The organism is Streptomyces harbinensis (assembly GCF_900116145.1).
In the GTDB taxonomy this organism is placed as follows: domain Bacteria; phylum Actinomycetota; class Actinomycetes; order Streptomycetales; family Streptomycetaceae; genus Streptomyces; species Streptomyces carpaticus.
Window position 1 is genome coordinate 101,981 of sequence record NZ_FPAB01000002.1, and the last position, 12,800, is coordinate 114,780.

6 protein-coding genes and 1 pseudogene are annotated in these 12,800 nt (G+C 75.7%); 5 read left to right on the top strand and 2 right to left on the bottom strand.

Annotated elements, in window-relative coordinates:
* Nucleotide 1: 1 nt before the first annotated feature.
* A complete protein-coding gene (locus BM385_RS04705; RefSeq protein WP_019434563.1) occupies nucleotides 2–469 on the bottom strand; it encodes a Crp/Fnr family transcriptional regulator in 468 nt (155 codons plus the stop codon).
* A gap of 118 nt (nucleotides 470–587) precedes the next feature.
* On the opposite strand from BM385_RS04705, the gene BM385_RS04710 reads away from it, so the two are divergent.
* From BM385_RS04710 to BM385_RS04730, 5 genes are all read left to right on the top strand, one after another.
* Nucleotides 588–3,029: a SpoIIE family protein phosphatase gene (locus tag BM385_RS04710; protein ID WP_175542920.1), complete on the top strand. Its 2,442-nt coding sequence runs from the start codon at nucleotides 588–590 to the stop codon at nucleotides 3,027–3,029.
* 38 nt (nucleotides 3,030–3,067) lie between these two features.
* Complete coding sequence (locus BM385_RS04715) at nucleotides 3,068–5,122, top strand: SpoIIE family protein phosphatase (RefSeq protein WP_246338180.1); 2,055 nt, start codon at nucleotides 3,068–3,070, stop codon at nucleotides 5,120–5,122.
* A 147-nt stretch (nucleotides 5,123–5,269) separates the two neighbouring features.
* The gene (locus tag BM385_RS04720; protein ID WP_093842275.1) at nucleotides 5,270–6,784 is read left to right on the top strand and encodes a hypothetical protein; all 1,515 of its coding nucleotides are present in this window, start codon (nucleotides 5,270–5,272) and stop codon (nucleotides 6,782–6,784) included.
* On the top strand, nucleotides 6,781–7,686 hold the full coding sequence (locus BM385_RS04725) for a hypothetical protein (protein WP_093842276.1): 906 nt from the start codon (nucleotides 6,781–6,783) through the stop codon (nucleotides 7,684–7,686). Before BM385_RS04720 ends, BM385_RS04725 begins: the two co-directional genes overlap by 4 nt.
* 71 nt (nucleotides 7,687–7,757) lie before the next feature.
* On the top strand, nucleotides 7,758–12,431 hold the full coding sequence (locus tag BM385_RS04730) for a coiled-coil domain-containing protein (RefSeq protein ID WP_093842277.1): 4,674 nt from the start codon (nucleotides 7,758–7,760) through the stop codon (nucleotides 12,429–12,431).
* A 26-nt stretch (nucleotides 12,432–12,457) separates the two neighbouring features.
* Here BM385_RS04730 and BM385_RS04735 read toward each other — a convergent pair.
* Nucleotides 12,458–12,706: pseudogene (locus BM385_RS04735) on the bottom strand (hypothetical protein); the annotation flags it as partial.
* Nucleotides 12,707–12,800 lie beyond the last annotated feature (94 nt).

Below are 12,800 nucleotides of genomic sequence, written 5' to 3' on the forward strand. Positions count from 1 at the left end.
GTCACGGCACGCCGGGCCCGTACCGCCCGGCGTGCGGAGCGAACAGATCGAGCAGCCGGGTGCGGGCCGCCCGCACCCGGTACGCCAGGATCTCGGCGATCACCCGCAGCAGCGCGTACCCGAAATCCGGATCGTCGTCGCACACCGCCTGCACCTGCGCGCCGTCGAAGGCGTACGCGCGCACCGGCGACAGCGCCTCCGCGCCGAAATCCCACTCGTACGGCGGAAACAGCCACGACCAGCCCAGCAGATCCCCGGTCTCCAGCGAGGAGACCGGCGTCGGGCGCGGCCCCGACAGCCGAAGATCCAGCGTCACCGTGCCCGAACGCAGCACCCAGAACCGGTCCGCGCGGCCCTTCTCCTCGAAGATCCGCTCGCCCTGCTCGAAGGACACCTCCTGCGCCAGTGCCATCAGCCGCTCCCGGTGGATGGGCGGCAGCACCCGCAGCAGGCGCTTGGAAGCCGTCATCGCCGCGCCTCCTCCCGTGCCCGTACCGTCCCCGCTCCTCCATGGCACCCCATTCGGGGGAATCGCGCATCCGCGGCCCACCGCGCGCGTCCCGGCCGGGCGGCGTTCAATGGGAGACGTGACCGCCAGCCCCGCTCCGCTGCCCCCGGACGCCGCCGTGGTGCTGGTTCTCGGCGCGGACGACGAGGTGCTCGGCTGCACCCCGGGCGCCGAGGATCTGCTGGGGCAGCCCGCCGCACGGATCACCGGGCAGCGTCTGGACCGGCTGCTGGAGTACCGCGAACCCGGCGTCGCCCTCCTCACCCGCCCCGGCCACGCCGACCCCCTCCGGCTGCGCCTGAGCACCGTCGAGGTGGCCGGCGGCGGCCGGACCAGGCGGCTGGCCACCCTCACCCCCGAGGAGGCGGTCCACCGGCACGAGGAGGACCAGGCGGTGGTGCGCGCGCTGTTCTCGCAGCGCCTCGTCGGCATCGCCATCCACCGCGCCGATCTGCTCGCCACCCGCCTGAACATCCGCCCCGAGGTCCTGCTGCGCAGCACCGGGAACGCCGGGGAACCGCCGTCCGCCGGCGCCGCCGACGCCGCCCGGGACATCGCGCTGCCCGCCCGGATCGCCGACATGCTGGTACCGGACGACGCCGCGGCCATCAGCGACCGGATGCGGCAGGTCGTGGACAGCGGCGAGCCCATCATCGACTGGGAGCACTCGGCACGGCTGCGGGACGCGCCCGACACCGAACGGGTGCTCAGCATCCAGGTCTTCCAGCTGCGCGACCCCGGCGACCGGGTCCAGGGAGCGGTCAGCATCTTCACCGACGTCACCGAGCAGTACATCGCCCGCCGCCGGATGGCGCTGCTGCACGCGGTCGCCGAACGCATCGGCGCCACCCTGGACCTCGCCAGCAACGCGCAGGAACTCGCCCGGGTGCTGGTGCCCGGCTTCGCCGACCTCGCCGGCGTCGACATCTCCAGCCGCATGCTGGGCGGCGACGAACCCGACTGGACCGTCCCCGGCGCCCAGCTGCGGCGGCTGGGCGGCGAGACCAGCCGGCCGCAGTGGCCGGCCGAGGTCTACCCGCCCGGCGCCCGCTTCCTGATCGAGGAGTTCGCCGACCCCCGGCTCTCCGACAGCCGGGCCCTGCGCGAATCGTGGCCCGACGCCGTACGCACCCGGCGGATCACCCTGCCCGGCACCGACCCGGGACCGGCCGCCCACCAGCTGCCGCAGGGCGCCGGCTCCCGGATGATCGTGCCGCTCACGGCGCGCGGCCAGGTGCTCGGCGCCCTCCACCTGTGGCGGGCCCCCGGCCGGCTCCCCTTCACCCGGCAGGACGCCTGGCTCGGCGAGGAGATCGGCTCCCGCGCCGCCCTCAGCCTCGACAACGCCCGCCGCTACACCCGCGAACACCGCACCGTCGAAACCCTCCAGCGCAGCCTCCTGCCCCAGCCCGTCGTCGAACTCACCGCCGCCCGCACCGCCGGCAGCTACGTCGCCGCCCGCACCGCCGCCGGCACCGGCGGCACCTGGTACGACGTCATCCCGCTCTCCTCCGCGCGGGTCGCGTTCGTCATCGGCGACATCGCCGGCCACGGCCTCAACGCCACCGCCACCATGGGCCGGCTGCGCACCGCCGTGCAGACCCTCGCCGACATCGACCTGTCCCCCGAGGAACTGCTGACCCGCCTGGACGACCTGGCCATCCGGCTGGCCGACGCCGAACACGAACCGCGCGACGGCACCGGCGCCGTCGGCGCCACCTGCCTGTACTGCGTCTACGACCCGGTCACCGGCGACTGCACCATGGCCGGCGCCGGCCGGGTACCGCCGGTCGTCGCCCGCCCGGGACAGCCGCCCGAGACCGTACCGCTGAAGGCCGGGCCACCGCTCGGCGTCGGCGGCGAGCCCTACGAGTCCGTCCGGGTGCGCCTGGAACCCGACAGCTGGCTGCTGCTGTTCAGCGACGAACTCGTCGCCGCCCGGGCCGGGGACGGCGACATCCTGGAGCCGGCCGAGCACACCCCCGAGGAACGCATGAACCTGCTGCGCGCCGAGATCGCCGCGGCCGACGGCCACACCCCCGCCGAACTCGGCCAGTCCGTCCTCGACGCGCTGCTGCCCCGCCGCGCCCCCGACAGCGAGGTGGCGCTGCTCGTCGCCCGGGTGCGCTGCCTCGCGGAGGAGAACACCGCGCACTGGAGCTTCGCCGCCGACCCGGCCGTCGTCGGCGAGGCCCGCAACGCCATCCTGGGCCGGCTGGCCGAGTGGGGCCTGGAGACCAACGCCTTCGCCACCGAACTGATCGTCAGCGAACTCGTCACCAACGCCATCCGTTACGCGGGCGGCCCGGTCGAACTGCGGCTCATCCGCGACGAGACCCTGATCTGCGAGGTCTCCGACCCCAGCGAGACCCAGCCGCACCTGCGCCGCGCCCGGCCCACCGACGAGGGCGGCCGGGGCCTGTTCCTGGTGGCGCAGCTCGCCCACCGCTGGGGCAGCCGCTACACCGCCCGCGGCAAGACCATCTGGACCGAACAACTCCTGGAACCGGAACCGGGGTAGGCGCGGTGAACGGCGGAGCCGAGGACACTCCCGGCAGCATGTCCGGCGCCATGCCCGACCGCTCGACCGGCGTCGCGCTGGCCGCGCTGATGCGGCAGGCCGTCTTCGTCCAGGACGCGGACGGCGCCATCGTGCTGTGGGGACCCGAGGCCGAGCTGCTGTTCGGCCACCGCGCCGAGGACGCCCTGGGCCGCGACGCCGGGGAACTGCTGCTGCCCGACGGCCCGCCCGGACTCGCCGAGGGCTGGCAGCGCGGCGCCCGCGCCGGACCCGAATGGGCGGGCACCCTGCCGGTCCGGCACGCCGACGGCCACACCCGGCTGGTCGAGATCCGCAGCCGGCCCGCCCCCGCAGCCGACGGCGGACGACGCGTCATCAGCCAGGCGGCGGACGCCGGGACGCTGCGCGACCTCGCCTCCGACCTCGCGCTGTCCACCGGGCTGATCAACCAGTCCCCGGTCGCCCTCGGCCTGTTCGACACCGAACTGCGCTGGCGGCGCATCAACCCCGCGCTGGCGCGGCTGCACGGCGTACCGGCGGACGAGCTGATCGGCAAGCCGTTCGGCGCGATCCTCAGCGAGAGCGACACCAGCGGGGTCGGCGCGGTGCTGCGCCGGGTGCTGGAGAGCGGCAGACCCGTCATCGACCACCGCACCACCGGACGTACCCCGGCCGACCCCGACCACGACCACGTGTGGTCCGCGTCCTTCTACCGGCTCGACGAACCCGGGGGCCGGGTCCTCGGGGTGGCCATGTCCGCCATCGACGTCACCGAGCGGGTACGGGCCACCACCGAGGTGGCCAGGGCCAGGGTCCGGCTCGCCCTGATCGCCGAGGCCGGCACCCGCATCGGCACCACCCTCGATCTGCGGCAGACCGCCCGCGAACTGGCCGAGTCGGCGGTGCCGCGCTACGCCGACCTGGCCGCCGTCGACATCCTGGACGCGGTGCTCGGCGGCGGCGCGGCCCCGCCGGTGCGGGAGGACGGCTCGGCGGTGTTCCGGCTGCTGGCCCTCGAAGGCACCCGGGGCACCCCGCTGGAGGGCCGCACCCGGGAGATCGGCGGCCCGGTGACCTTCGGCCCGGAACGGGCCACCACCCAGGCGGTGCGCCTGGCCCGGCCCCTCCTGCTCTCCGACGCCCGGGGCCCCGGGCTGCGCCGGCTGGCCCGCGACGAAACCGGCGCCCGGGTCCTGGAGTCGGCCGGTGTGCACTCCGCGCTCGTCACCCCGCTGATCGCCCGCGGCGAGGTACTGGGCGCCCTCACCCTGCTGCGCACCGGCGGCAGCCGGGCCTTCGACGAGGAGGACCGCGACCTCGCCGCGGAACTCTCCGCGCGCGCGGCGATCAGTGTGGACAACGCCCGGCTCTACACCAGGGAACGCAACACCGCCCTCACTCTCCAGCGCAGCCTGTTGCCCCAAGTACCCGAGGACCGCGCCGACATCGACATCGCCTACCGCTACCGGCCGGCCGTCTCCGAGGTGGGCGGCGACTGGATCGACGTACTGCGGCTGTCGGGGCACCGGTTCGGCCTGGTGGTGGGCGACGTGATGGGCAAGGGGGTGCGCGCCGCCGCGATCATGGGACAACTGCGCTCCACCATCCGGGCGCTGGCCCGGATGGGCGTGCCGCCGGCCGAACTGCTCGGCCATCTGGACAACATCGCCGAGTTCCTGGGCGACTCCATCGCCACCTGCCTGTACGCGGTGTGCGATCCGCGGGCCGGCTGGTGCGAGATGGCGGGCGCCGGACACCTGCCGCCGGTGCTGGTCCGGCCGGACGGGCGCGGTGAACTGCTCCAGCTGCCCGAGGCGGTACCGCTGGGCGTGGGCGGGGTGCCGTTCCGCAGCGCCCGGTGGGCGCTGGAACCGGGGGCGACGCTGGCCCTGTTCACCGACGGCCTGGTGGAGGAGCGGGGGCACTCGATCGACGAGGGGCTGCGGGCCGTCCTGCGGCTGCTGGAGGGGCCGCCGGGGCCACTGGAGGAAACCTGCGACACTGTGCTGGGCACCCGCACGCACGGCACTCCGCAGGACGATGTCGCGCTGCTGCTGGCCCGGGTGCACCGGGGCGGGTCCGGGGGCGGGTAGCGCTGCGCGCGACCGTACGGCCGGGTGTCCCGCTTTCGTCCGCTATCCGCATCAACCGAACCAACCGCACCATCCGAACGATCTGGGTCATCCGAACCATCCGTGCCGAATCGATCTTTGTCAGTGTCACCACCTAATGTGGGATCCGTGACCGCACCCGCAGGAACGCCCCACGCGCCGCCGGCCCTGGGCCCCGCCGCCGACGAAGGGCTCGCCCGGCGGCTGCGCGCGCTCGCCTGCACCGCGCCGCTGCACGACCTCGACGCCCGCAAGGCCAACCTCGCCGGCGAGTACGGCATATACACCATGGCCGAGGTGGCGCTCGCCGCCATCGACCTGGTCACCCTCAGCATGGACTTCGACACCGGCGCCGACCACGAGCAGGTCGTCGCCCGCCTGCTGCCCCGCGTCGCCGCCCAGGCGCCCGGCCGCGCCGCCGCCGAGCACGACCGGGTCGCCCGCTGGGTCCTCGACAACCTCATCAACGTCGGCAGCGTCGACCGCGGATTCCGCGCCGTCTACGGCACCTTCGGGCCCGACGGCGCCTACGTCCGCCGCGACTACGACTTCAAGCTCATCGAGGAAGTCCCGGGCCCCGGCGGCGGGGTGTACCTGCGCACCACCGACGAGGCCGTCAACGTCCTGGTCGGCGCCCTGGACACCGACGTCACCAGCGCGCAGATCGCCGCCGAGGTCAAGCTGGAGGTGCTCATCAGCCGCGGCCGGCTGGCGGACGCCCAGCTCGCCGCCGAAGCCGCCCGCTACCGCACCGTCCAGTACGCCGAGACCCTGCGCCGCGCCCTGGAGGCCACCCGGCGCAACGTCCGGGCCGTCGACTGGCTGCGCACCGTCCCCGACCTGATCACCGAGGCCCTGGACCACATCGCCGACCGCTACCGGCACGAGAACGCCATCCTCACCAACATCCGGCGCGCCCGCGACGAGGCGATAGAGCCCGAACACAAGCTGCGCGCCGCCGAGCTGGTCGACATCGTCAAGGACTGCATCCGCCGGCACACCCAGCTCCAGTCCCGGCTGCTGGAGGCAGGACCGCTCTTCCGCGCCGAGCAGGACCGGCAGGCGTTCGCCCCGCCCGCCGCCCGCGCCGGAGTGGACCTGTACGGGCAACTGCTCGCCCCGCTGCTGCCCGAGCCGCTGGAGCGCGCCGCCCGGGTCACCGACGCCTGGTTCGCCCGGGGCACAGGACCGCGCACCCCCGGCGCGGTACGGCTGGCCGACCTCACCGAACTGCTCCTCACCCCGCCGGTGCCCCGCGAACACCTCGGCGCCGAACTGCCCGAGCCGGATCTGGTCGCCACCCCCGACGACTCCCGGTTCAGCGAGGAACAGCTGGCCACCGCCCTGGACATACTGGACCTGCCGCCCGACGCGCCGCGCCGGCTGTCCGGGCTGCTGGAACAGGCCCGCCGCCGGGCCCCCGGCGACCCCGAACTGCCCTACCTGCTGACCCTGCTGGCCGTGCATGCCGCCAGCCCCCCGGTCGGCACCGCCTACCGGCAGGGCGAGAAGCGGCTGCTGTTCGCCGTCGACGACGGCACCCCCCTGCACGACCCGGAGTACGGCGGCGCCGACCTGATCGTCGGCACCGCACTGCTGGACGCGGCCGGCATGGCCGCCGATCGCTCGGAGAGCCCGTCATGACCACCCCCGCCGACACCCCCGTCAGCGACCCCGGGGACGAGCGGGACGGCACCCCGTCCGCCCCCGCCACCGGCACCGCGCCGGTGACCCCGGCGGACGCCGCCGACGCCGCCCGGCTGGTCTCCTTCGGCCTCCAGCCCAGACTGCTCCCGGCCCGCGACACCGAGTACGCCGGCCTGCTGCGCCGCTACCAGGAGGACCCGGCCTTCGCCCGGCTCGCCGACGCGGTTGCCACCGGTCTCGGGCTGATCGTCCTGGAGGTGTCCACCCGCGCCGGGATGGCGCTCACCGCCGCCGAGGACTCGGTGTTCGCGGTCCGCATGAGCGAGTACGCCCGCCGCACCACCGCCGACTCCGCCGACCGCTTCCTGCACGGCCTCGCCCACCTCGCCGTCGCCGCCCTCGCCTTCCCGCGCCCGCAGGACCTCGCCGACGACGGCTACATCGGCCGGATCACCATCAACGGCGTCGACTCCTTCGTCCGCCAGGCCTGCCGGCGCCTGGAGGAGCGCGCCGCGGAAGCCGGTGAGAACTCCGACCCCGCCACCGGCGCCCCGGGCCTGGAGGCCGCCTGGCGGGTGTACGCCCGGCGCAGCGCCACCGGCGCCACCAAGGACGCCCGGCGGCTGGCCGGTTCGACCACCGGCATCGTCGGCAAGGCGGTGGCCTTCCTCACCGACTCCGGCTTCCTCCAGCGCACCGGGGACGACGCCGGCGGCGCCTACCGCACCACCGCCCGCTACCAGCTCCAGGTCCGCGACATGGCCGCCGGCGCCGCGCTCGCCGAACTGCTGGAGCTGGGCATCGTGCCGGTCAGCGACGGCACCGCCTCGCTGCTGCCGCCCGACACCACCGACGACCTCGACCTGGTGGACGGCGCGGGACTGCCGTTCCACAGCTGACCCGCCCGCCCCCGCGCACCGCACCGCACCGTCCGCCGCCCGCCCCGCCCACGCCACGAGAGCCCAGCCACATGTACGAGTTGTCCCGGGTCCGCCTCTACTCGATCGGACCGGCCGGCGCCCGCTACGCCGACACCGTCCTCGATCTGCGCGGAGTCGGCGACGTGGTGCCGCAGCCCGCCCCCGCCCAGGCCGACTTCTTCGAGGAGGAGCCCACCGGCCCGCCGCGCCGCCCGGCCCCGGCCGGCGTGCTCTTCCTGGAGAACGGCGGCGGCAAGTCCGTACTGCTCAAGCTGATCTTCTCGGTGATGCTCCCCGGCCACCGCAACACCCTCGGCGGGGCCAGCTCCGGTGTGCTGCGCAAATTCCTGCTCGCGGACGACTGCGGACACGTGGCCCTGGAGTGGCAGCACACGCTCACCGGCGAGAGCGTGGTGGTCGGCAAGGTCAGCGAGTGGCGCGGACGCCAGGTCTCCGGCGACCCGCGCAAGTTCGCCGAGGCGTGGTACTCCTTCCGGCCCGGCCCCGGCATGAACCTCGACTCCCTGCCGGTCGCCGAATCCACCGCGCTGCGGCCCCGCGAGGAGCAGGCCGAGGGCACCTCCGGCGCCCGCGGCAGACGCCGCACCATGAAGGGCTTCCGCGACGTCCTCACCGAGACCGGCAAGGCCTACCCCAACCTGGACGTGGTGTGGGAGGAGATCCACGAACGCTGGATCGAGCAGCTGCAACGGCTCGGCCTCGACCCGGAACTCTTCCGCTACCAGCGGGAGATGAACGCCGACGAGGGCGAGGCCGCCGGCCTGTTCGCCGTCAAGAACGACTCCGACTTCACCGACCTGCTGCTGCGCGCGGTCACCGACACCCGCGACACCGACGGGCTCGCCGACCTCGTGCACGGCTTCGCCCACAAACTGGGCCGCCGCGCCGAACTGACCGCGGAACGCGACTTCACGGCCGGCTCGCTCGATCTGCTGAGCCGGATCGGCGAGGCCGCCGCCGAACGCGAACAGGCCCGCACCGTGCACACCGCGGCCGAACGGCGGGTCCGCGCCCTGGCCGGCCGGCTCGCCGCCCGCGCCCGCACCGAGCGGGAGCGGGCGGCGGAGCTGGCCGCCTCGGTCGAGTCCGCCGAGGCCGCGGTCGCCGCAGCCGGACGCGAACGGGCCGACGCCTCCGCCATCGCCGCCGAACTCGCCTACCGCAACGCCTCCCTGGCCCTGGCGGCGGCCGAGAAAGCGGCAGCGGCCCAGCGCCGGGAGCTGACCGACGCGCGCACCCTGCACGCGGCCTGGCAGGCCGCCGAGACGGTGCTGGCCCACCGGGCCGCCGCCGACCGCTCGGCACGGGTCGCCGCCGCCATCCGGGAAGCCGAACGGGACGCCGCCCCCGCGCTCGCCGCCCGCGGCAAGGCCGCCGGCGAACTGGTGCGCGCCCTGCACGCGGCGGCCGAGGACAGCGAACGGGCGGCCGGAGAACAGGAGGAGCGCTCGGCGCAGCTCCAGCGCGAGTCGGAGTCCGCCCACCGCGACGCGACCGCCGCGGCCACCGAGGCGCAGCGCGCCCGCAGCGAATCCGAGCATCTGCGGCAGCGGCTGGCCGAGGTCGAGGCGGAGACGGCCGAAGCGGTCCGCAACGGCTGGCTGGAAGGCGCCGACCCGGCCCGCGCCGCCCTGTCCGCGAGCGACGCCGAGAAGAGCGCCGCCGCGGCCTGGGAGACGGCCCGCGAGGCGGCGGCGCTGGCCGGCGAACGGCTGCGGGACGCCACCGCTGCCCACTCCGGCGCCGACCTGCTGGCCGCCCGCTCGATGGACGCCGCCACCGCGGCCGAGGCCGCCTGGCAGGCCGAACACGCCACCGCCACCGCCCTGGCCCGCGAACCCCGGCTCGCCGAACTCCTCGGTCTGGCCCAGGCCGCCGGCGCCCCACCCGAGCCCACCGAGGACGCCGCGCCCGCCCCGGGCCGGGCCGACGCGCCCCGCGGCACCGACGACGGGCCGCTCACCGCCGAGGAACTGGACCGCAACGCCGAAGCGCTCACCGCCCTGCTGGAGGAGCGGGTCGGCGGCGCCGAACGGCTGCTGTTCGAACTGCGCACCGCCGCCGCCGACGACGCCCGCATCCTCGGCGCGCTCGGCGACGGCGGCCTGCTGCCGCCCGGCCCCGACGTGCTGGCCACCGTCGAATTCCTCGGCGAGCACGGTATCCCCGCGCTGCCCGGCTGGCGCTACCTCGCCCAGGCCGTCGACCCCGCCGACCACGCCGCCGTGCTGGCCGCCCGGCCCGAACTCGTCGACGGCGTGATCATCACCGACCCCGGCAGCCACGCCCGCGCCCGCGAAGCCCTGGCCGGCGCCGCCCTGCTGCCCCGTTCCACCGTCGCCGTCGGCACCGCCGCCGCGCTCCTGGCCCCCACCCCGCCGCCCGGCGGCCCGGACAGCGGGGTCTTCCTCGTCCCGCCCAACCCGGCCATGCACGACGAACGCGCCGCCGACGACGAACGCCAGGCGCTGCGCCGGCGCGCCGGCGAGCGGGACACCGAGATCCGCACCCTCGCCGCCCGGCTGGCCGGCGACCGTACCCTGGCCGCCCGGCTCGCCTCCTGGCGGGCCTCGTGCCCCGCCGGCCGGCTCGCCGAACTCGCCGCCGCCGCCGAGGAGGCGGGCGAGCGCGCCGCCGCCGCCCGGCAGCGGCTCACCGAGGCGAGCGCGGCCCGCGCCGAGGCCGAGGAGGCCGCCCAGGAGGCCACCCGGATCCGCGACGAGGCCCAGGACCGCGTCCAGCGCGCCCGCCGCTCCGCCGACGCGCTCGCCGGACTCGCCTTCCGGCTGCGCGAACGCGCCGGCTGGCAGTCCCGGCTGCGGGAACTCGCCGTCGAGGCCGCCGACGCCGAAGCCGCCGCCGTCACCTGCCTGGAGCGCGCCCGCGCCGCCGACGAGGACCGGCGCGCCGCCCAGCGCGCCGCCGACGACACCCGCCGCACCGCCCGCGCCCTGCGCGCCGAACGCGCCCAGATCACCGGCGTCCCCGACGACCTGCCCGCCGAGCCGCCCACCGCCGCCCTCCCCGACCTGCGCGAGGCGTACCGCACGGCCTCCCAGCTGTACGAGAAGGTCGGCGTCGGCGCCGACCTGCGCGCCGAACAGGCCCGTGCCGAGGGCGACGAGAGCGCGGCGAGCGCCGCCCTGGAACGGCTCACCAACAAGGTCCGCACCCGCGCCGCCAGACTCCTCGCCGAACTCGACGGCGCCGACGGCCCCTCCCGGCAGGCCGCCGCCGCCCGCGCCGAATCCCACGTCCAGCTGCTGGAGACCCGCTCCTCCACCGCCAGCGAACAACTGGGCCGGCTGCGCGGCGAAGCCGAACGCCTCGCCCCCGCCGAGGGCGAGGCCCACACCGAACTGCCCGCCGACCGCGTCCCCACCGACGCCGGCCACGCCCGCGACCTGCTGCGCACCGCCACCGCCGAACTCGCCGCCCGCGAGGACACCCTGACGGCCGCCCGCGCCGCACTGGAGGAGCTGGTACGCGAGCACCACACCGCCCGCGACGGCGCCGGCGGCTTCGAGGAGACCGCCGCCCTGCTGCGCGACCTGCTGCGCGATCCGCAGCCGGAACAGCCTCCCGGCGACGGCGCGGACCCGGACACCCCCTACCCCGGCACCCTCGCCGAGGCCCGGCAGTCCGCCACCGACGCCCGCCGCGCCCTGCGCTCGTGCGCCGCCGCCCTCACCGCCGCCGACGCGGCGGTCCGCGACGCCGGCGACCTGCTCGTGCGGCACGCCAACTCCGCCCGCTACGAGCAGGTCCGCACCCCCGCCCGGCAGCAGATCCGCGAACTGCCCGCCGCCGCCCTGCCCGAGCACGCCACCGCCTGGGCCGAGGCGTTCGCACCCCGGCTGCGCGTCCTCACCGACGAACTCGCCCAGCTGGAACGCAACCGCGACTCCATCGTGGACCGGCTGCGCGGCCTCGTCGAATCCTCCCTGGCCACCCTCCGCTCCGCCCAGCGGCTGTCCCGGCTGCCCGAGGGCCTGGGGGAGTGGTCCGGGCAGGAGTTCCTGCGCATCCGCTTCGAGGACCCCGACCAGGCCACCCTCAGCGAACGGCTCGGCGAGGTCATCGACGAGACCACCCGCGCCGCCGTCAAGAAGAACTCCGACCTGCGCCGCGACGGCATGTCCCTGCTGCTGCGCGGCACCCACGCCGCCCTGCGCCCGGGCGGCGTCGCCGTCGAGATCCTCAAGCCCGACGCCGTCCTGCGCGCCGAGCGGGTGCCGGTCGGCCAGATGGGCGACGTGTTCTCCGGCGGACAGCTGCTCACCGCCGCCATCGCCCTGTACTGCACCATGGCCGCCCTGCGCAGTAACGACCGGGGCCGCGACAAGCACCGGCACGCCGGCACCCTCTTCCTCGACAACCCCATCGGCCGCGCCAACGCCACCTACCTTCTGGAGCTCCAGCGCGCCGTGGCCGACGCCCTGGGCGTCCAGCTGCTGTACACCACGGGCCTGTTCGACACCACTGCGCTGGCCGAGTTCCCCCTCGTGATCCGGCTGCGCAACGACGCGGACCTGCGCGCCGGGCTCAAATACATCAGCGTCGAGGAGCACCTGCGCCCCGGACTGCCCCAGCAGCGCTCCGGCGAGAGCGAGACCATCCACGGCGAGATCACCGCTACCCGGGTCTACCGCAAGCCCGGGGCGGACCCGGCGGCGGAAGCCGGAGCCGCCCCCGCTCAGTGATCGCGGTACCCGGCGGACTTGCGCCCGCGGGCCACGCTGCTCGGCACGGACACCACCCCGTGCCGCTGCCGCCAGGCCTGCCGGGTGATCCAGATGTCCAGCACCGCCCAGGTCGCCACCACCGTGGAGGCGACCGAGGAGATCGTCATCGGCAGCGCCAGCCAGGACCCGGCCAGCGTGCACAGCAGGACCACGACCACCTGACTGAGCGTCAGTGCGATGATGATGACCGCCCGTACCGCCGCGTTGCGCACGGGATCGGGCATCCGGGGTCTCGCATACACTCCGCCGTCCTCCGGTACGGTGAGATGTTCTGTTATGTCCCGCGGCTCCATGGTAAGGCGCCGCCCGGCGTACGCCCTCACCAAG